We start from the raw sequence: 19,215 nt of genomic DNA on the forward strand, positions 1-19,215 counted from the left end.
CCGTCCTATGATAGTAATTTTAGTCTATTACAAACGGAAAAAGAAAACAAATTTCTACTACGATTTTAATAAAAATCCGAACTTTTATTTAAAATAAACTAATTAATATCAGAAAAAACAGATTTTGTGAAAAACTAATTCATTTCCAAAAGTTAAAATCCAAATGAAATCCCTATCTCTTCTTGAAAAATGGCAATAAATTTCTTATAATAAAGTGTAAGATATACCAGCAGGTGAGATTCCTGCCTTGTATGTAAGAAAGGACGAGCTGTCTCAGCTCAGACAAAATTATGACATCAGTAGTTGTTGTAGGAACCCAGTGGGGAGATGAAGGGAAAGGAAAGATCACAGACTTCCTTTCTGCTAATGCCGAAGTGATTGCTCGTTATCAAGGTGGTGACAATGCTGGTCATACCATCGTGATTGACGGTAAGAAGTACAAACTGCACTTGATTCCATCAGGGATTTTCTTCCCAGAAAAAATCTCAGTCATTGGAAACGGGATGGTGGTTAATCCTAAATCTCTAGTTAAAGAACTGAATTATTTACATGAAGAAGGTGTGACAACGGATAATCTTCGTATCTCAGACCGGGCTCATGTTATCTTACCTTATCATATTGAGCTGGATCGCCTGCAGGAAGAGGCCAAAGGTGACAATAAAATTGGAACTACTATTAAAGGAATTGGACCTGCTTATATGGATAAGGCTGCGCGTGTTGGTATCCGGATTGCAGATCTCTTAGATAGAGACATTTTCAGGGAACGCTTGGAGCGTAATTTAGCTGAGAAAAATCGCCTCTTTGAGAGATTGTACGATAGCACAGCAATTAACTTTGATGATATTTTTGAAGAATACTATGAATATGGGCAACAAATCAAGCAGTATGTGACAGACACCTCTGTCATCTTAAACGATGCGCTGGATCAAGGCAAGCGAGTGCTCTTTGAAGGGGCTCAAGGAGTTATGTTAGATATTGACCAAGGAACTTATCCATTTGTAACCTCCTCTAATCCTGTTGCTGGCGGTGTAACGATCGGTTCTGGTGTGGGTCCTAGCAAGATTGACAAAGTAGTGGGTGTTTGTAAAGCCTATACAAGTCGTGTTGGTGATGGGCCATTCCCGACAGAGCTTTTCGATGAAGTAGGAGACCGCATACGTGAAGTCGGCCATGAGTATGGTACAACAACAGGCCGTCCGCGTCGAGTTGGTTGGTTTGACTCTGTTGTTATGCGCCATAGTCGCCGAGTGTCAGGGATCACCAATCTTTCACTTAACTCCATCGATGTTTTGAGTGGTCTGGATACAGTCAAGATCTGTGTAGCCTATGATTTGGATGGCCAAAGAATCGACCACTATCCAGCTAGTTTGGAACAGCTTAAACGTTGTAAGCCGATTTACGAAGAGCTTCCTGGATGGTCTGAAGATATTACTGGCGTTCGTAAGTTAGAAGATCTTCCAGAAAATGCTCGCAACTATGTTCGGCGAGTAAGTGAGTTGGTTGGTGTACGTATTTCCACCTTCTCAGTTGGACCTGACCGCGACCAAACTAATATTTTGGAAAGTGTCTGGTCAAGTTTATAATTGATGAAAGAGGCTGGGAAAATTTCCCGCCTTTTTAAAAAAGAAAAGGGAAAAACATGTATCAAAATATCTTATTTGATTTAGATGGGACTTTGACCAACTCTGAGTTAGGAATAACTAATTCTGTGGCTTATGCTTTAGAGAAATTTGGTATCGAAGTGCAAGATAAAAAAGAATTAAGAGTTTTCATCGGTCCACCACTGAAGTATTCTTTTGAACACTTTTATGGTTTTTCAGAGGAAGAAAGTATACAAGCTGTGGCTTATTATCGTGAATATTTTTCTGAAAAAGGCCTCTATGAAAATGAAGTTTATAAAGGGATTCGGGAAATATTGTCTTCTCTCAAACAAGCTGATAAGAAATTGATAGTGGCAACCTCTAAGCCTGAAAAATTTTCAACTCAAATTCTTAAACATTTTGATCTGTATGACTATTTTGACTTTGTAGCAGGAGCTACTATGGATGGTAGTAGAAGCAAAAAAGCAGATGTTATTGGTTATGCTTTAGAAAAAACGAAAATTAAAAATCTCTCCGAAACAATTATGGTCGGTGATCGTGAGCATGATATTATAGGGGCTCAAATACAAAAGATTGAGTCTATCGGGGTTCTTTACGGCTTTAGTACAAAAGAAGAATTAGAAAAAGCGGGAGCGACGTTTATTGTTAAAGACGTCTGTGAACTGGAAAATTTATTACTTTTTAAAAAAAGCTTAAGGATATTTTAAGTTAAAGACCTTATACTGTAATCATAAACAAAGATCTCCTAACTTTGTTTAGAAATCCTAAAACTTTTCTTTTTCATAATAATCTCCCAAAAACCACCTTGAAAGGTGGTTTTCTTTTGTACTAAAACGAGAAAAATCTCAAAAATGTCAAGCTTTCTTCTATAAAATAAACAACAAAATGGATAGAAAACATTTTCATTAAAAATAGTTAAAAAAATCTCTCAAATCCCTTGCAATGCATGCATCTTTGTGTTAAGATACTATGGTGCTGTAAAAATACAGCGTGTGGCTTTGATGCAAGAGGTTGCGACACGCTCGGTTGCATTGCCACGCAACCGCCTGTCGGTTTTCTTGTGGAGCTAGCCTATTATCTTAAATAGACGAAAAGGAGAAAAAGATGGCAAACAAAAAAATCCGCATCCGTTTGAAAGCATACGAACATCGTACACTTGACACAGCGGCTGCAAAAATCGTAGAAACTGCTACTCGTACAGGTGCTGAAGTTGCGGGTCCAATCCCACTTCCAACTGAACGTAGCCTCTACACAATCATTCGTGCGACTCACAAATATAAAGACTCTCGCGAACAATTCGAAATGCGTACTCACAAACGCTTGATCGACATCATCAACCCAACTCAAAAAACAGTTGACGCTTTGATGAAATTGGATCTTCCAAGTGGTGTGAACGTAGAGATTAAACTTTAATCTAAATAGCACAATCGAACACAGGCTAAACTCTTTGCAAAAAAGATAGATTGCCTTGCGAGCGTCGCTCGCTGCATCAATCTCCTATTTTTGCTGCGAGTTCTTAACGCCTTTTGTATCTTGTGTTTGAGCATAAAAAACGCTCGTTAAAAACTTTTTGAAAAAATAATAGAAAAGGAAACATTTTCTCATGACAAAAGGAATCTTAGGGAAAAAAGTGGGAATGACTCAAATCTTCACTGAAGCTGGCGAATTAATCCCTGTAACTGTTATTGAAGCAACTCCAAACGTTGTTCTTCAAGTTAAAACAGTTGAAACAGATGGTTACAACGCAGTTCAAGTTGGTTTCGACGATCTTCGCGACGTATTGAGTAACAAACCTGCTAAAGGACATGTAGCAAAAGCTAACACGGCTCCTAAGCGCTTCATTCGTGAATTCAAAAACATTGAAGGCTTAGAAGTTGGTGCTGAAATCACTGTTGACACTTTCGCAGCCGGCGATGTTGTTGATGTAACAGGAACTTCAAAAGGTAAAGGTTTCCAAGGTGTTATCAAACGCCACGGTCAATCTCGTGGTCCAATGGCTCACGGTTCTCGTTACCACCGTCGTCCTGGTTCAATGGGACCAGTTGCGCCTAACCGTGTTTTCAAAAACAAACACTTGGCTGGACGTATGGGTGGCAACCGTGTGACAATTCAAAACCTTGAAATTGCACAAGTTGTTCCAGAGAAAAACGTTATCCTTATCAAAGGAAACGTACCTGGTGCTAAGAAATCTCTTATCACTATCAAGTCAGCAGTTAAAGCTGGTAAATAATAAAGAAAGGGGAAATCAGTCACAATGGCAAACGTAAAATTATTTGACCAAACTGGTAAAGAAGCTGGTGAAGTAGTTCTGAACGATGCGATCTTTGGTATTGAACCAAACGAATCAGTTGTCTTTGATGTTATCATCAGCCAACGCGCTAGCCTTCGTCAAGGAACTCACGCTGTTAAAAACCGTTCTGCAGTATCAGGCGGCGGACGCAAACCATGGCGTCAAAAAGGAACTGGACGTGCTCGTCAAGGTTCTATCCGCTCTCCACAATGGCGTGGTGGTGGTGTCGTGTTCGGCCCAACTCCTCGTTCATATGCTTACAAACTTCCACGTAAAGTTCGTAGATTAGCGCTTAAATCAGTTTACTCTGAAAAAGTTGCTGAAAACAAATTCGTAGCTGTAGACAGCCTTTCATTTACAGCTCCAAAAACTGCTGAGTTTGCAAAAGTGCTTGCTGCACTAAGCATCGACACAAAAGTACTTGTTATTCTTGAAGAAGGAAACGAATTCGCTGCACTTTCAGCACGTAACCTTCCAAATGTTAAGGTTGCAACTGCAACAACAGCAAGTGTTCTTGATATCGTAAACAGCGACAAACTTCTTGTTACTCAAGCAGCTATCTCTAAAATTGAGGAGGTTCTTGCATAATGAATTTGTATGACGTTATCAAAAAACCTGTCATCACTGAGAGCTCAATGGCTCAGCTTGAAGCAGGAAAATATGTATTTGAAGTTGACACTCGCGCTCACAAACTTTTGATTAAGCAAGCTGTTGAAGCTGCTTTTGAAGGAGTTAAAGTTGCTAACGTTAACACTATCAATGTAAAACCAAAAGCAAAACGCGTTGGACGTTACACTGGTTTTACTAACAAAACTAAAAAAGCTATCATCACTTTAACAGCTGATTCTAAAGCAATCGAGTTGTTTGGTGCTGAAGCAGAATAATCTAAGGAGGATATATCGTGGGAATTCGTGTTTATAAACCAACAACAAACGGTCGCCGTAATATGACTTCTTTGGATTTCGCTGAAATCACTACCAGCACTCCAGAAAAATCTTTGCTTGTTTCATTGAAGAGCAAGGCTGGTCGTAACAACAACGGTCGCATCACTGTTCGTCACCAAGGTGGCGGTCACAAGCGTCACTACCGTTTGATCGACTTCAAACGTAACAAAGACGCTGTTGAAGCAGTTGTAAAAACAATCGAGTATGATCCAAATCGTTCAGCTAACATTGCTTTGGTTCACTACACTGACGGTGTGAAAGCTTATATCATCGCTCCTAAAGGTCTTGAAGTTGGTCAACGCATCGTTTCAGGTCCTGAAGCAGATATCAAAGTCGGAAATGCTCTTCCACTTGCTAACATCCCAGTTGGTACTTTGATTCACAATATCGAGTTAAAACCAGGTCGTGGTGGTGAATTGGTTCGTGCTGCTGGAGCTTCTGCTCAAGTATTGGGTCAAGAAGGTAAGTACACACTTGTCCGTCTTCAATCTGGTGAAGTTCGTATGATTCTTGGTACTTGTCGCGCTACAGTTGGTGTTGTCGGAAATGAACAACATGGACTTGTAAACCTTGGTAAAGCAGGACGTAACCGTTGGAAAGGTATCCGCCCAACAGTTCGTGGTTCTGTAATGAACCCTAACGATCACCCACACGGTGGTGGTGAAGGTAAAGCACCAGTTGGTCGTAAAGCGCCATCTACTCCATGGGGCAAACCTGCTCTTGGACTTAAAACTCGTAACAAAAAAGCGAAATCTGACAAACTTATCGTTCGTCGTCGCAACGAGAAATAATCTAAAACAATCTATCCGCCAGCTCGGTAGCGCTGCTTAGTCAGCGCAGGCCGCTGTGGTACTTATTTTAAAGGAGAAAATATATAATGGGACGCAGTCTTAAAAAAGGACCTTTCGTCGATGAGCATTTGATGAAAAAAGTTGAAGCTCAAGCTAACGACGAAAAGAAAAAAGTTATCAAAACTTGGTCACGTCGTTCAACGATCTTCCCAAGTTTCATTGGTTACACAATCGCAGTTTATGACGGACGTAAACACGTACCTGTTTACATCCAAGAAGACATGGTAGGTCACAAACTTGGTGAATTTGCACCAACACGTACTTACAAAGGTCACGCTGCAGACGACAAGAAAACACGTAGAAAATAAGGAGAACATAAATGGCAGAAATTACTTCAGCTAAAGCAATGGCTCGTACAGTGCGTGTTTCACCTCGTAAATCTCGTCTTATTCTTGACAACATTCGTGGTAAAAACGTCGCTGACGCAATCGCAATCTTGAAATTCACTCCAAACAAAGCTGCTGGTATTATCGAAAAAGTATTGAACTCTGCAATCGCTAATGCTGAAAACAACTTTGGTTTGGAAAAAGCTAACTTGGTAGTATCTGAAGCTTTCGCAAACGAAGGACCAACTATGAAACGTTTCCGTCCGCGCGCTAAAGGTTCAGCTTCACCAATCAACAAACGCACAAGCCACATTACTGTGGTAGTTGCAGAAAAATAAGGAGGTAACATCGTGGGTCAAAAAGTACATCCAATTGGTATGCGTGTCGGCATCATCCGTGATTGGGATGCCAAATGGTATGCTGAAAAAGAATACGCGGATTACCTTCATGAAGATCTTGCAATCCGTAAATTCGTTCAAAAAGAATTGGCTGACGCAGCAGTTTCAACTATTGAAATTGAACGCGCAGTAAACAAAGTTAACGTTTCTCTTCACACTGCTAAGCCAGGTATGGTTATCGGTAAAGGTGGAGCAAATGTTGATGCACTCCGTGCAAAACTTAACAAATTGACAGGTAAACAAGTTCACATCAACATCATTGAAATCAAATCTCCAGATTTGGATGCTCATCTTGTTGGTGAAGGAATCGCTCGTCAATTAGAGCAACGTGTCGCTTTCCGTCGTGCTCAAAAACAAGCTATCCAACGTACTATGCGTGCAGGTGCAAAAGGAATCAAAACTCAAGTATCAGGTCGTTTGAACGGTGCAGATATTGCTCGTAGCGAAGGATACTCAGAAGGAACTGTTCCTCTTCACACACTTCGTGCGGATATCGATTACGCTTGGGAAGAAGCAGATACTACTTACGGTAAACTTGGTGTTAAAGTATGGATCTACCGTGGTGAAATTCTTCCAGCTCGTAAAAACACTAAAGGAGGTAAATAACCAATGTTAGTACCTAAACGTGTTAAACACCGTCGCGAATTCCGTGGAAAAATGCGCGGTGAAGCCAAAGGTGGAAAAGAAGTAGCATTTGGAGAATATGGTCTTCAAGCAACTACTAGCCACTGGATCACTAACCGCCAAATCGAAGCTGCCCGTATCGCTATGACTCGTTACATGAAACGTGGTGGTAAAGTTTGGATTAAGATTTTCCCACACAAATCATACACTGCAAAAGCTATCGGTGTACGTATGGGATCTGGTAAAGGGGCTCCTGAAGGTTGGGTAGCACCAGTTAAACGTGGTAAAGTGATGTTTGAAGTTGCTGGCGTTTCTGAAGAAATCGCTCGTGAAGCGCTTCGTCTTGCAAGCCACAAGTTACCAGTTAAATGTAAGTTCGTGAAACGTGAAGCAGAATAAGGAGAAGGCATGAAACTTAATGAAGTAAAAGAATTTGTTAAAGAACTTCGTGGTCTTTCTCAAGAAGAACTCGCGAAGCGTGAAAATGAATTGAAGAAAGAATTGTTTGAGCTTCGTTTCCAAGCAGCTGCTGGTCAATTAGAGCAAACTGCTCGCTTGAAAGAAGTGAAAAAACAAATCGCTCGTATCAAAACTATTCAATCAGAAGTTAAATAATAGACTAGGGAAGGAGAATTTCAATGGAACGCAATAATCGTAAAGTTCTTGTCGGACGCGTTGTTTCTGACAAAATGGACAAAACAATCACAGTTGTAGTTGAAACTAAACGTAACCACCCAGTCTATGGTAAACGTATTAACTACTCTAAGAAGTACAAAGCACATGATGAAAACAATGTTGCCAAAGAAGGCGATATCGTTCGTATCATGGAAACTCGTCCGCTTTCAGCTACAAAACGCTTCCGTCTTGTAGAAGTTGTTGAAGAAGCGGTAATCATCTAATCAAACCAGAAAGGAGAAAACTTAAATGATTCAAACAGAAACTCGTTTGAAAGTTGCCGATAACAGTGGTGCTCGCGAAATCCTGACAATCAAAGTTCTTGGTGGTTCAGGACGTAAGTTTGCTAACATCGGTGATGTAATCGTTGCATCTGTAAAACAAGCTACTCCTGGTGGTGCGGTTAAAAAAGGTGACGTTGTAAAAGCTGTTATCGTTCGTACTAAATCAGGCGCTCGTCGTAAAGATGGTTCATACATCAAATTTGACGAAAATGCTGCGGTAATTATCCGTGAAGACAAAACTCCTCGCGGAACTCGTATCTTCGGTCCTGTTGCACGTGAATTGCGTGACGGTGGCTTCATGAAGATCGTATCACTTGCCCCAGAAGTACTTTAATCAAAAACAAACTAGTCCCCTGGATTTATCCAGGGTGCCCATTAAGGGCGTAAGAAATCAAAGGAGAACCCAATGTTTGTAAAAAAAGGCGACAAAGTTCGTGTTATCGCTGGAAAAGATAAGGGTGTCGAAGCTCTTGTCGTAACAGCACTTCCAAAAGTTAACAAAGTTGTTGTTGAAGGTGTAAACATCGTTAAAAAACACCAAAAACCTAATAACGAACACCCTCAAGGTGCTATCGTGGAAAAAGAAGCACCAATCCATGTTTCAAACGTTCAAGTTTTGGATAAAAATGGAGTTGCAGGACGTGTTGGCTACAAATTTGTAGACGGCAAAAAAGTTCGTTATAACAAAAAATCAGGCGAAGTGCTTGACTAATCACGAAGGAAAGGAGAAGTATAATGGCAAATCGTTTAAAAGAAAAATATCTTAAAGAAGTAGTTCCTGCTTTGACTGAGAAGTTCAACTACTCATCTGTTATGGCTGTGCCAAAAGTGGATAAAATCGTTTTGAACATGGGTGTCGGTGATGCTGTGTCAAACGCTAAAAACCTTGAAAAAGCTGCTGAAGAATTGGCTCTTATCTCAGGTCAAAAACCACTTATCACTAAAGCTAAAAAATCAATCGCCGGCTTCCGTCTTCGTGAAGGTGTAGCGATCGGTGCTAAAGTAACCCTTCGTGGCGAACGTATGTATGAATTCTTGGATAAATTGGTTTCAGTTTCTCTTCCACGTGTCCGTGATTTCCACGGTGTTCCAACAAAATCTTTTGATGGACGCGGAAACTACACACTTGGTGTGAAAGAACAACTGATCTTCCCAGAAATCAATTTTGATGACGTTGATAAGACTCGTGGTCTTGACATCGTTATCGTTACAACTGCTAACACTGACGAAGAGTCACGCGAATTGCTTACAGGCCTTGGAATGCCTTTTGCAAAATAATATAGGAGGTAAAACAAATGGCTAAAAAATCAATGATTGCTAAGAACAAACGCCCAGCTAAGTTCTCTACGCAAGCTTATACTCGTTGTGAAAAATGTGGCCGTCCACATTCTGTATACCGCAAGTTTAAACTTTGCCGTGTTTGCTTCCGTGAATTAGCATACAAAGGACAAATTCCTGGCGTTACCAAAGCATCTTGGTAATTTAAGATATCAAGGGCGTCAAAACTCCAAGTGAAAATAGGAAACTTGACGAAGAAACTGAAGTTTCTAGGAAAGTTTATCTTTTTCACACAGAGTTTAGCCCGGGTTCAGTTGGGCTTGCCAATTTGAACACGAGCAACAGCTTTGGCAAAAAAGACCAATTTTCTTTGGAGCATCGCTCCTGCATCAAATTGCCTATTTTTGCTCTTGCTGTTACGCTCTTTGTATCATGTATTAACTAGCAAGTGCAACTTGCAAACTACTAGTAAGAGGAGAAATAAAAAATGGTTATGACTGACCCAATTGCAGACTTTTTGACACGCATTCGTAATGCTAACCAAGCAAACCATGAAGTGCTTGAAGTACCTGCATCAAATATTAAAAAAGGGATTGCAGAAATCCTTAAACGCGAAGGTTTTGTAAAAAACGTTGAATTTATCGAAGATGACAAACAAGGCATCATCCGTGTATTTCTTAAATACGGACAAAATGGTGAAAAAGTTATCACAGGTTTGAAACGTGTTTCTAAACCAGGACTTCGTGTTTACAAAAAACGTGAAGATCTTCCAAAAGTATTAAACGGACTTGGAATTGCTATCCTTTCAACTTCTGAAGGTTTGCTTACTGATAAAGAAGCACGCCAAAAGAATGTTGGTGGTGAGATTATCGCTTACGTTTGGTAAAATCAAGATACAAAGAGCGTCATGGGCAATGTGAAAATAGGAAATCTGACAAAGAGTGTTAACACTCTAGGAAGATTTGTCTTTTTCACACAGACCATAGCTCGTGTTCAATTTAGCTGATTTACTGATCAGCTAAATAGAGAGTAAATTAGTTTAGGAGAAAAAGATGAAAGCTACTGAATTGAATGAAAAACTTATTGTTGCAGAAGACGCTTTGGCTGAATTGTCAAAAGATGACCTTGTATCTCTTTTATGTGAAATTGGTTATAGTCCTGCGGCTATTGATGTATTGACAGAATATCAGGAGTTTGTCAAAGCTTTTCGAAAGAAACTAGGTTTGCTCTAATCCGAATGCCCCCCGTGAAAACTGGCCGTCATGGCCTGACAATTTAACAGGAGAAAATAAACATGTCACGTATTGGTAATAAAGTTATTGTGTTGCCTGCTGGTGTTGAAATCACTAACAATGGCAACGTTGTAACTGTAAAAGGACCTAAAGGAGAACTTACTCGTGAGTTCTCAAAAGATATTGAAATCCGTGTGGAAGGTACAGAAGTAACACTTCACCGTCCAAACGATTCAAAAGAAATGAAAACTATCCACGGAACAACTCGTGCCCTTTTGAACAACATGGTTATTGGTGTTTCAGAAGGATTCAAGAAAGAACTTGAAATGCGTGGGGTTGGTTACCGTGCACAACTTCAAGGAAAGAAACTTGTCTTGGCTGTTGGTAAATCTCACCCAGACGAAGTTGAAGCTCCAGAAGGAATTACTTTTGAACTTCCAAATCCAACGACTATCGTTATCAGCGGAATTTCAAAAGAAGCTGTTGGACAAACAGCTGCTTACGTTCGTAGCTTACGTGCTCCAGAACCATATAAAGGTAAAGGTATCCGCTACGTTGGTGAATTTGTTCGCCGTAAAGAAGGTAAAACTGGTAAATAATGTGATTCGGTTGATCTTCAACCCTATCCTTTGTTTCCAACTTTGTGCTTAAGCACAAGATTAATAATAAGAGGTGAAAATTGTGATTACGAAACCAGATAAAAACAAAGTCCGCCAAAAACGCCACCGTCGTGTTCGCGGAAAACTCTCTGGAACTGCTGATCGCCCACGTTTGAACGTATTCCGTTCTAATACAGGCATCTACGCTCAAGTGATTGATGACGTAGCGGGTGTAACGCTCGCAAGCGCTTCAACTCTTGACAAAGAAGTTTCAAAAGGAACTAAGACTGAACAAGCCGTTGTTGTTGGTAAACTCGTTGCTGAACGTGCAGTTGCTAAAGGTATTTCTGAAGTGGTGTTTGACCGCGGTGGATATCTCTATCACGGACGTGTAAAAGCTTTGGCTGATGCAGCTCGTGAAAACGGATTGAAATTCTAATAGGGAGGACACTAGAAAATGGCATTTAAAGACAATGCAGTTGAACTTGAAGAACGCGTAGTTGCGATTAACCGTGTTACTAAAGTTGTTAAAGGTGGACGTCGTCTTCGTTTTGCAGCTCTTGTAGTTGTCGGTGACCGCAATGGTCGTGTAGGCTTCGGTACTGGTAAAGCTCAAGAAGTACCAGAAGCTATTCGCAAGGCAGTTGAAGATGCGAAGAAAAACTTGATTGAAGTACCAATGGTTGGCACAACAATTCCTCACGAAGTTCTTTCAGAATTTGGTGGAGCTAAAGTATTGTTGAAACCTGCTGTGGAAGGTTCTGGAGTTGCTGCCGGCGGCGCTGTTCGTGCCGTTATCGAATTGGCAGGTGTGGCAGATGTAACATCTAAATCACTTGGTTCTAACACTCCAATCAACATTGTTCGAGCAACTGTTGAAGGTTTGAAACAATTAAAACGCGCTGAAGAAGTTGCTGCCCTTCGTGGTATTTCAGTTTCTGACTTGGCATAAGAAAGGGGATCACATGGCTCAAATTAAAATTACTTTGACTAAGTCTCCAATCGGACGCATTCCGTCACAACGCAAAACTGTTGTAGCACTTGGACTTGGCAAATTGAACAGCTCAGTTATTAAAGAAGATAACCCAGCAGTACGTGGTATGATTACTGCAGTATCTCACTTGGTAACTGTTGAAGAAGTTAAATAAGCTTTGCTGGTTTAACAACTTTAAATTTAAAATACATTAGGGGATGGGTTTTTCTCAGCCCCTAAAACTAAATATATGTATAGGCGAGTTTGTATAGGAGACACCTTTTCTCCTATATGAGCGCTAGCATTTTACAAAAGAGGAGAAAATAAATAATGAAACTTCATGAATTACAACCTGCTGCAGGTTCTCGTAAAGTCCGTAACCGTGTTGGTCGTGGTACTTCATCTGGTAACGGTAAGACAGCTGGCCGTGGTCAAAAAGGTCAAAAAGCTCGTAGCGGTGGCGGTGTTCGTCTTGGTTTTGAAGGTGGACAAACTCCATTGTTCCGTCGTCTTCCAAAACGTGGTTTCTTGAACGTAAACCGCAAAGAGTATGCTATCGTTAACCTTGATCAGTTGAATGCTTTTGAAGACGGTGCAGAAGTAACACCAGTTGTGCTTGTTGAATCAGGTATTGTAAAAGCTGAAAAATCTGGCGTTAAAATTCTTGGTAACGGAGAATTGACAAAGAAATTGACTGTTAAAGCAGCTAAATTCTCTAAATCTGCTGAAGAAGCTATCACTGCTAAAGGTGGTTCAGTGGAAGTCATCTAAGAGAGGTGACCTATGTTTTTCAAACTATTAAAAGACGCATTTAAGATAAAGCAAGTACGCTCTAAGATTTTATTTACTATTTTTATTATCTTAGTCTTTCGTATTGGTACTACAATCACTGTTCCTGGTGTAAATGCAAAAAGTTTAGAAGCCTTAAGTGGCTTGTCATTCCTGAACATGCTAAGCTTGGTGTCAGGTAATGCCATGAAAAACTTTTCAGTATTTGCGCTAGGGGTGAGCCCATATATCACAGCTTCCATCGTGGTGCAACTCCTTCAAATGGATTTGTTACCGAAGTTTGTTGAATGGGGTAAACAAGGTGAAGTAGGCCGTAGAAAGTTAAATCAAGCAACACGCTATATTTCCTTAGCACTTGCTTTTGTACAATCTATCGGTATTACTGCTGGTTTTAATGCCTTGTCTAGTACTAAACTAGTTGCGGCACCTAACTGGCAAACCTACCTATTCATTGGATCTATCTTAACAACTGGATCAATGATTGTTGTTTGGCTTGGTGAACAAATTACTGATAAGGGCTATGGAAATGGTGTATCTATGATTATCTTTGCCGGGATTGTTGCATCAATTCCGGAGATGGTTAAAGGTATTTATGAAGATTACTTTGTCAATGTACCAAGTGACAGATTGCAATCTTCAATCATCTTTGTAGCTTGTTTGATTGTAGCGGTTTTACTCATTGTCTACTTTACAACTTATGTACAACAAGCAGAATACAAAATCCCAATCCAATATACAAAGATTGCCCAAGGTGCTCCTTCCAGTTCATATCTTCCTTTGAAGGTCAATCCAGCAGGAGTTATTCCGGTAATCTTTGCAAGTTCAATCACTGCCGCGCCGGCAGCTGTTCTACAGTTTTTAAGCGCATCTGGTAATGATTGGGGATGGGTTCGTACAGCTCAGTCTTTGCTTGCGACAACAACACCAACAGGTATTGCTATGTATGCTTTGCTGATTATTCTGTTTACATTCTTCTATACCTTTGTACAGATTAATCCAGAAAAAGCAGCTGAAAATCTACAAAAGAGTGGTGCCTATATTCCAGGAGTACGTCCAGGAAAAGGAACTGAGCAATTTATGTCGAAACTACTTCGCCGATTGGCTACTGTTGGTTCATTATTCCTAGGTTTTATTTCAATCATCCCGATCATTGCAAAAGACTTATTTGGTTTATCAGATACAGTCGCTTTGGGAGGTACCAGTCTTTTGATCATCATTGCCACTGGTATCGAAGGAATGAAACAATTGGAAGGATATTTACTGAAGAGAAAATATACCGGCTTTATGAATACAACAACAAAATAGAAATAGGTTGACTTAGTCAGCCTTCTATTTTGTTTTTGGATAAGTTTATTAACCGGTTTAATAGATTTATGGAAAAACAAAAAAGGAGAATCAACATGAATCTTTTGATTATGGGCTTACCTGGTGCAGGTAAGGGAACTCAAGCAGCGAAAATCGTTGAAAAATTTAAGGTAGCACATATTTCTACAGGTGATATGTTCCGCGCTGCAATGGCTAATCAAACTGAGATGGGCGTGCTCGCTAAATCATATATTGACAAAGGTGAACTGGTTCCGGATGAAGTTACCAATGGAATTGTAAAAGAACGTTTGTCTCAAGAAGATATTAAAGAAACAGGCTTCCTTTTGGACGGTTATCCTCGTACTATTGATCAAGCCTACGCTTTAGATGCTATTTTAAAAGATCTTGGCATTGATCTTGATGGTGTCATCAATATTGAAGTTGATCCAAGTTGCCTCTTAGAGCGTTTAAGTGGAAGAATCATTCACCGTCAAACTGGCGAAACTTTCCATAAGATCTTTAATCCGCCAGCAAACTACAATGAAGAAGATTATTACCAAAGGGAAGACGATAAACCTGAAACAGTTAAGCGCCGTTTGGATGTAAATATTGCTCAAGGCAAGCCTATTTTAGCACACTACAGAGAACTAAAATTAGTCCATGATATCCAAGGTAATCAAGATATTAATGATGTATTTTCAGATATCGAAAAAGTCTTGGAAAAATTGAAATAAAAGCGTTTTTCACGCTTGCAATATTTGACAAGTAGTGATACAATGAATTAGTCTGACTTATAATTGTTACCTCTGTGTCCAGAGGTGATGAATCAAAATTTAGGGAGGTACTTTTGCGTGGCAAAAGATGATGTGATCGAAGTCGAAGGCAAGGTAATTGATACTATGCCAAACGCAATGTTTACGGTTGAACTTGAAAATGGACATCAGATTTTAGCAACAGTTTCTGGTAAAATTCGTAAAAACTATATTCGTATTTTAGCGGGAGACCGTGTTACTGTCGAAATGAGTCCGTATGATTTGACTCGTGGACGGATCACCTACCGCTTTAAATAATGGAAAAACTTGGAGGATTAAGAAATGAAAGTAAGACCATCGGTCAAACCAATTTGCGAATACTGTAAAGTTATTCGTCGTAATGGTCGTGTTATGGTTATTTGCCCTGCAAATCCAAAACACAAACAACGTCAAGGTTAATTAGAAAGGAGAAAACATGGCTCGTATTGCTGGAGTTGATATTCCAAATGACAAACGTGTAGTCGTATCACTTACTTACGTATATGGTATCGGTCTTCCAACATCTAAGAAAATTTTAGCTGCTGCTGGAGTTTCTGAAGACGTTCGTGTAAAAGACTTGACACCTGATCAAGAAGACGCTATCCGTCGTGAAGTGGATGCGATCAAAGTTGAAGGTGACCTTCGCCGTGAAGTAAACCTAAACATCAAACGTTTGATGGAAATCGGTTCATATCGTGGAATCCGTCATCGTCGTGGACTTCCTGTTCGTGGACAAAACACTAAAAATAACGCTCGCACTCGTAAAGGTAAAGCTGTTGCGATTGCTGGTAAGAAAAAATAATATAAGGAGGTAAAAAGTCTTGGCTAAACCAACGCGTAAACGTCGTGTGAAAAAAAATATCGAATCTGGTATTGCACATATTCACGCTACATTTAATAACACTATTGTTATGATTACTGATGTGCATGGTAATGCGATTGCTTGGTCATCTGCTGGTGCTCTTGGTTTTAAAGGTTCTCGTAAATCTACACCATTTGCTGCCCAAATGGCATCTGAAGCAGCTGCTAAATCTGCACAAGAACACGGTCTTAAATCAGTTGAAGTTACTGTAAAAGGTCCAGGTTCTGGTCGTGAGTCAGCTATTCGTGCTCTTGCTGCCGCTGGTCTTGAAGTAACAGCTATTCGTGATGTGACTCCTGTACCACACAATGGTGCTCGTCCTCCAAAACGTCGCCGTGTATAATCACCAACAATTACACTGCTTTTCGTTTAAGAGGGAGTTAACTAAATGATTGAGTTTGAAAAACCAAATATAACAAAAATTGATGAAAATAAAGATTATGGCAAGTTTGTAGTAGAACCGCTTGAACGTGGTTATGGTACAACTCTTGGGAACTCACTTCGTCGTGTCTTGTTGGCTTCATTACCAGGAGCAGCAGTTACTTCTATCAATATTGAAGGAGTATTGCACGAATTTGATACTATCCCAGGTGTCCGTGAAGATGTTATGCAAATTATTCTTAACATCAAAGGTATTGCTGTAAAATCTTACGTCCAAGACGAAAAGATGATTGAACTTGATGTTGAAGGTCCTGCAGAAATTACTGCTGGAGACATTTTGACAGATAGCGATATCGAAATTGTAAACCCAGATCATTATCTCTTTACAATCGGTGAGGGAGCACGCTTTAAAGCAGTCATGACTGTCAACAGTGGTCGTGGTTATGTTCCAGCTGATCAAAATAAACGTGATGATGCACCTGTGGGGACACTCGCTGTAGATTCCATCTATACGCCAGTGACAAAAGTTAATTACCAAGTTGAGCCAGCTCGTGTTGGTAGCAATGATGGTTTTGACAAACTAACCCTTGAAATTATGACAAATGGAACAATCATTCCAGAAGACGCACTTGGTCTTTCAGCGCGTATCTTGACTGAACATTTGGATCTCTTTACTGATCTTACTGAGGTAGCTAAAGCAACTGACGTGATGAAAGAAGTAGATAAGAGCTCAGATGATCATGTTTTGGAACGCACTATTGAAGAACTAGATTTGTCTGTTCGCTCTTATAACTGTTTGAAACGTGCTGGTATTAACACAGTTTACGATTTGACAGAAAAAACTGAGCCTGAAATGATGAAAGTTCGAAACCTTGGTCGTAAGAGTCTTGAAGAAGTTAAAGTTAAACTAACAGATTTAGGTCTAGGGTTAAAAAACGATAAATAAAGGAGGAATACATGGCTTACCGTAAATTAGGACGCACTAGCTCACAACGTAAAGCAATGCTTCGTGATTTGACTACTGACTTGATTATCAACGAATCAATCGTAACAACAGAAGCTCGTGCAAAAGAAATCCGTAAAACAGTTGAAAAAATGATTACCTTGGGTAAACGTGGTGACTTGCATGCTCGTCGTCAAGCAGCTGCTTTTGTTCGTAACGAAATTGCATCAGAAAACTATGATGAAGCAACTGAAAAATATACTTCAACTACTGCACTTCAAAAATTGTTCTCTGAATTAGCACCTCGTTATGCAGAACGCAATGGTGGATATACTCGTATCCTTAAAACTGAACCACGTCGTGGAGATGCTGCTCCGATGGCAATCATCGAATTAGTATAAGATCATCAATCTTTGTTGAGTGTTATGATGATGGAATAGATGTTCTATTCTTAGTCTAGCTCTGGTCTACCGCTAGGATTTTTCCTAGCGGGAACACTCATCATATAGTGAGATGATAGGTAGACGCTTGTTTACGAAATTGTTTTTTGATAAAAAACAATTTCGTAAGCAGGCGTTTTTGCTTGAATATAGGAAAAAAATAGAAAATTTGTTATAATACTCAAATACCAAGAAAGATTCTTCTAAAGATCTCCTTCGGATTCCTTCAAAGGAATATTAAAAAACGGAAGGAGCTGAGAAATAGAATAAAGTAAGTTCTATCGAAACTACGCTTTTAGTGAAATAAATATCAAGGATAAATCATAGGAATTAAAAATGACTAATGCAATACAGCTATTAAAAGATCGATATTTAAAAAATATTAAAGAAAATCCAACTATCTATGTAGGTATTGAATTGGAATTTCCTATTGTAAATTGTCAGGGAGAAGCAACTGATATAAATATAGCTAAGAACTTGCTAAAGCGCCTTATTGATCAGCATTCCTTTGAAGCAGAGAAGTTTGATAGAGTTGGAAACCCAATCCAGATAAAGTCTAAAGAAAATGAAGATAGAATTCTATTTGAAGTTTCATACAATATTTTAGAATTCGCGTTTGAAAAAGCTACAAAGATTCAAGAAGTGGAAGATCGATTCACAGAATATCTAAGTGTTATCCAATCTATTTTGGGTGAAGATGACCATGAATTGCAAGGAAAAGGAATTCATCCTTTTTGGGATAAAAATGACAATAGTCCGGTTCAATCGCCTCGCTATGAAATGTTAATGCAGTATTTATCAATGAGCAAGACTTTAAAATTAAAAGACCTGCATTCTTATCCTGAATATGGAGCATTTATCTGTGGAAATCAAATTCAACTAGATGTTTCTAAAGAAAACTTTATAAGTGTTATTAATGTTTTTAATCAAATTGAAGCAGCCAAAGCATATCTTTTTGCCAATTCTGAATTTCCAGATTCTTCATGGAATACAAAAATTGCGCGAGATATTTTTTGGGAACAATCTATGCATGGAATCTTGCAAGAAAATGCAGGTGTCAATCTAAAAGATTTCCAAAACGAAGATGAATTTTTTTCTTATCTTAGCAAATCTGCAATTTTCACAGCTAAAAGAGGTAATCAAGACTACTATTTCTTTCCAATTCCTGCAATTGACTATTTAAGTCATGAAAAAATTAAAGCATACAATCTGTCAGGTGAAACAGTAGAATTAACACCGAAGCAAGAAGATTTTGAAAATCACAGAAGTTATCAGTATCAAGATTTAACAACAAGAGGGACTGTCGAGTTTAGAAGTGTTTGTGCCCAGCCTTTTGATAGAACCTTTATTTCTACCGCTTTCCATCTCGGCATTCTGGCTAACTTAGAAAATGTACAAAAATATCTACAAGAAACTGACTTTTTTAAAAAGGAGGGGCGTAATTATAAACAGTTAAGACAAAAATTTTCCAAAAAAGAAATTAGCAGAAGTGCGGCAACTCATGTTCGCAACTTTGCAAACGACTTAATTCAATTGGCAATAGTCGGTTTGGTAGCTAGAAACAATGGTGAGGAATTCTATCTGAAGAATTTGATAGTCAAAGAAAAAGAAGAATAATAAAAAAAGCTA

Annotated in this window: 33 protein-coding genes; all 33 read left to right on the forward strand. The window is 39.3% G+C overall.

Annotated elements, in window-relative coordinates; translation table 11 throughout:
• Nucleotides 1-290 precede the first annotated feature (290 nt).
• On the forward strand, nucleotides 291-1,583 hold the full coding sequence (locus HMPREF2780_RS07310; protein WP_008809912.1) for an adenylosuccinate synthase: 1,293 nt from the start codon (nucleotides 291-293) through the stop codon (nucleotides 1,581-1,583).
• A 56-nt stretch (nucleotides 1,584-1,639) separates the two neighbouring features.
• Nucleotides 1,640-2,308, forward strand: a complete 669-nt coding sequence (locus HMPREF2780_RS07315; protein WP_105026425.1) for an HAD family hydrolase — start codon at nucleotides 1,640-1,642, stop codon at nucleotides 2,306-2,308.
• 397 nt (nucleotides 2,309-2,705) lie between these two features.
• Complete coding sequence (rpsJ, locus tag HMPREF2780_RS07320; protein WP_002894478.1) at nucleotides 2,706-3,014, forward strand: 30S ribosomal protein S10; 309 nt, start codon at nucleotides 2,706-2,708, stop codon at nucleotides 3,012-3,014.
• Nucleotides 3,015-3,204: 190 nt separating this feature from the next.
• A complete protein-coding gene (rplC, locus tag HMPREF2780_RS07325) occupies nucleotides 3,205-3,831 on the forward strand; it encodes a 50S ribosomal protein L3 (protein ID WP_008809910.1) in 627 nt (208 codons plus the stop codon).
• A 24-nt stretch (nucleotides 3,832-3,855) separates the two neighbouring features.
• A complete protein-coding gene (gene rplD / locus HMPREF2780_RS07330; RefSeq protein WP_008809909.1) occupies nucleotides 3,856-4,479 on the forward strand; it encodes a 50S ribosomal protein L4 in 624 nt (207 codons plus the stop codon).
• Nucleotides 4,479-4,775, forward strand: a complete 297-nt coding sequence (locus HMPREF2780_RS07335; RefSeq protein WP_008809908.1) for a 50S ribosomal protein L23 — start codon at nucleotides 4,479-4,481, stop codon at nucleotides 4,773-4,775. The genes rplD and HMPREF2780_RS07335 overlap by 1 nt, the downstream gene beginning before the upstream one ends.
• Nucleotides 4,776-4,792: 17 nt before the next feature.
• The gene (gene rplB / locus HMPREF2780_RS07340) at nucleotides 4,793-5,626 is read left to right on the forward strand and encodes a 50S ribosomal protein L2 (protein ID WP_008809907.1); all 834 of its coding nucleotides are present in this window, start codon (nucleotides 4,793-4,795) and stop codon (nucleotides 5,624-5,626) included.
• 86 nt (nucleotides 5,627-5,712) lie between these two features.
• A complete protein-coding gene (rpsS, locus tag HMPREF2780_RS07345; protein WP_000533766.1) occupies nucleotides 5,713-5,994 on the forward strand; it encodes a 30S ribosomal protein S19 in 282 nt (93 codons plus the stop codon).
• Between the two features lie 11 nt (nucleotides 5,995-6,005).
• Nucleotides 6,006-6,350 carry a 50S ribosomal protein L22 gene (rplV, locus tag HMPREF2780_RS07350; protein ID WP_008809906.1) on the forward strand — a complete coding sequence of 115 codons (345 nt, stop codon included), beginning with the start codon at nucleotides 6,006-6,008 and terminating at the stop codon, nucleotides 6,348-6,350.
• A gap of 12 nt (nucleotides 6,351-6,362) precedes the next feature.
• Nucleotides 6,363-7,016, forward strand: a complete 654-nt coding sequence (gene rpsC, locus HMPREF2780_RS07355; protein ID WP_008809905.1) for a 30S ribosomal protein S3 — start codon at nucleotides 6,363-6,365, stop codon at nucleotides 7,014-7,016.
• Nucleotides 7,017-7,019: 3 nt separating this feature from the next.
• The gene (rplP, locus tag HMPREF2780_RS07360) at nucleotides 7,020-7,433 is read left to right on the forward strand and encodes a 50S ribosomal protein L16 (protein ID WP_000960948.1); all 414 of its coding nucleotides are present in this window, start codon (nucleotides 7,020-7,022) and stop codon (nucleotides 7,431-7,433) included.
• Between the two features lie 9 nt (nucleotides 7,434-7,442).
• Nucleotides 7,443-7,649, forward strand: coding sequence for a 50S ribosomal protein L29 (gene rpmC, locus HMPREF2780_RS07365; RefSeq protein ID WP_008809904.1), 207 nt, complete (start codon nucleotides 7,443-7,445; stop codon nucleotides 7,647-7,649).
• Between the two features lie 23 nt (nucleotides 7,650-7,672).
• Nucleotides 7,673-7,933, forward strand: coding sequence for a 30S ribosomal protein S17 (rpsQ, locus tag HMPREF2780_RS07370; protein WP_000440801.1), 261 nt, complete (start codon nucleotides 7,673-7,675; stop codon nucleotides 7,931-7,933).
• Nucleotides 7,934-7,958: 25 nt separating this feature from the next.
• Nucleotides 7,959-8,327 (forward strand): 50S ribosomal protein L14, encoded by a 369-nt coding sequence (gene rplN / locus HMPREF2780_RS07375; RefSeq protein WP_002894494.1) that lies wholly within the window; start codon nucleotides 7,959-7,961, stop codon nucleotides 8,325-8,327.
• 72 nt (nucleotides 8,328-8,399) lie between these two features.
• Complete coding sequence (gene rplX, locus HMPREF2780_RS07380; protein WP_008809903.1) at nucleotides 8,400-8,705, forward strand: 50S ribosomal protein L24; 306 nt, start codon at nucleotides 8,400-8,402, stop codon at nucleotides 8,703-8,705.
• Nucleotides 8,706-8,728: 23 nt separating this feature from the next.
• On the forward strand, nucleotides 8,729-9,271 hold the full coding sequence (gene rplE / locus HMPREF2780_RS07385; protein WP_002894499.1) for a 50S ribosomal protein L5: 543 nt from the start codon (nucleotides 8,729-8,731) through the stop codon (nucleotides 9,269-9,271).
• Nucleotides 9,272-9,288: 17 nt separating this feature from the next.
• Nucleotides 9,289-9,474, forward strand: a complete 186-nt coding sequence (locus HMPREF2780_RS07390; protein WP_001085697.1) for a type Z 30S ribosomal protein S14 — start codon at nucleotides 9,289-9,291, stop codon at nucleotides 9,472-9,474.
• A 284-nt stretch (nucleotides 9,475-9,758) separates the two neighbouring features.
• The gene (rpsH, locus tag HMPREF2780_RS07395) at nucleotides 9,759-10,157 is read left to right on the forward strand and encodes a 30S ribosomal protein S8 (RefSeq protein ID WP_061594911.1); all 399 of its coding nucleotides are present in this window, start codon (nucleotides 9,759-9,761) and stop codon (nucleotides 10,155-10,157) included.
• A gap of 166 nt (nucleotides 10,158-10,323) precedes the next feature.
• Entirely contained in the window at nucleotides 10,324-10,503 is a 180-nt protein-coding gene (locus HMPREF2780_RS07400; RefSeq protein ID WP_000648250.1) for a hypothetical protein, read from the forward strand.
• A gap of 62 nt (nucleotides 10,504-10,565) precedes the next feature.
• Complete coding sequence (gene rplF, locus HMPREF2780_RS07405) at nucleotides 10,566-11,102, forward strand: 50S ribosomal protein L6 (RefSeq protein WP_060970448.1); 537 nt, start codon at nucleotides 10,566-10,568, stop codon at nucleotides 11,100-11,102.
• An 82-nt stretch (nucleotides 11,103-11,184) separates the two neighbouring features.
• Nucleotides 11,185-11,541 (forward strand): 50S ribosomal protein L18, encoded by a 357-nt coding sequence (gene rplR, locus HMPREF2780_RS07410; protein WP_005592009.1) that lies wholly within the window; start codon nucleotides 11,185-11,187, stop codon nucleotides 11,539-11,541.
• 18 nt (nucleotides 11,542-11,559) lie between these two features.
• Entirely contained in the window at nucleotides 11,560-12,054 is a 495-nt protein-coding gene (gene rpsE, locus HMPREF2780_RS07415; protein ID WP_006269137.1) for a 30S ribosomal protein S5, read from the forward strand.
• Nucleotides 12,055-12,067: 13 nt separating this feature from the next.
• A complete protein-coding gene (gene rpmD, locus HMPREF2780_RS07420; protein ID WP_002894509.1) occupies nucleotides 12,068-12,250 on the forward strand; it encodes a 50S ribosomal protein L30 in 183 nt (60 codons plus the stop codon).
• Between the two features lie 155 nt (nucleotides 12,251-12,405).
• Complete coding sequence (gene rplO, locus HMPREF2780_RS07425) at nucleotides 12,406-12,846, forward strand: 50S ribosomal protein L15 (RefSeq protein ID WP_008809898.1); 441 nt, start codon at nucleotides 12,406-12,408, stop codon at nucleotides 12,844-12,846.
• Nucleotides 12,847-12,858: 12 nt separating this feature from the next.
• Nucleotides 12,859-14,169, forward strand: coding sequence for a preprotein translocase subunit SecY (gene secY / locus HMPREF2780_RS07430; protein WP_008809897.1), 1,311 nt, complete (start codon nucleotides 12,859-12,861; stop codon nucleotides 14,167-14,169).
• Between the two features lie 95 nt (nucleotides 14,170-14,264).
• A complete protein-coding gene (locus tag HMPREF2780_RS07435; protein ID WP_105026426.1) occupies nucleotides 14,265-14,903 on the forward strand; it encodes an adenylate kinase in 639 nt (212 codons plus the stop codon).
• A gap of 117 nt (nucleotides 14,904-15,020) precedes the next feature.
• A complete protein-coding gene (gene infA, locus HMPREF2780_RS07440; RefSeq protein WP_008809895.1) occupies nucleotides 15,021-15,239 on the forward strand; it encodes a translation initiation factor IF-1 in 219 nt (72 codons plus the stop codon).
• Between the two features lie 24 nt (nucleotides 15,240-15,263).
• A complete protein-coding gene (gene rpmJ / locus HMPREF2780_RS07445; protein ID WP_001808836.1) occupies nucleotides 15,264-15,380 on the forward strand; it encodes a 50S ribosomal protein L36 in 117 nt (38 codons plus the stop codon).
• Nucleotides 15,381-15,396: 16 nt separating this feature from the next.
• A complete protein-coding gene (gene rpsM / locus HMPREF2780_RS07450; RefSeq protein WP_008809894.1) occupies nucleotides 15,397-15,762 on the forward strand; it encodes a 30S ribosomal protein S13 in 366 nt (121 codons plus the stop codon).
• 19 nt (nucleotides 15,763-15,781) lie between these two features.
• Complete coding sequence (gene rpsK, locus HMPREF2780_RS07455; protein WP_001118385.1) at nucleotides 15,782-16,165, forward strand: 30S ribosomal protein S11; 384 nt, start codon at nucleotides 15,782-15,784, stop codon at nucleotides 16,163-16,165.
• 45 nt (nucleotides 16,166-16,210) lie between these two features.
• Entirely contained in the window at nucleotides 16,211-17,149 is a 939-nt protein-coding gene (locus tag HMPREF2780_RS07460) for a DNA-directed RNA polymerase subunit alpha (RefSeq protein ID WP_008809893.1), read from the forward strand.
• 11 nt (nucleotides 17,150-17,160) lie between these two features.
• Nucleotides 17,161-17,547 carry a 50S ribosomal protein L17 gene (rplQ, locus tag HMPREF2780_RS07465; RefSeq protein WP_008809892.1) on the forward strand — a complete coding sequence of 129 codons (387 nt, stop codon included), beginning with the start codon at nucleotides 17,161-17,163 and terminating at the stop codon, nucleotides 17,545-17,547.
• 375 nt (nucleotides 17,548-17,922) lie between these two features.
• Entirely contained in the window at nucleotides 17,923-19,203 is a 1,281-nt protein-coding gene (locus tag HMPREF2780_RS07470; RefSeq protein ID WP_105026427.1) for a glutamate-cysteine ligase family protein, read from the forward strand.
• The last annotated feature ends 12 nt before the right edge of the window (nucleotides 19,204-19,215 follow it).

Origin of the sequence: Streptococcus sp. HMSC062B01 (assembly GCF_001811085.1) — a bacterium.
Lineage (GTDB): Bacteria > Bacillota > Bacilli > Lactobacillales > Streptococcaceae > Streptococcus > Streptococcus gordonii.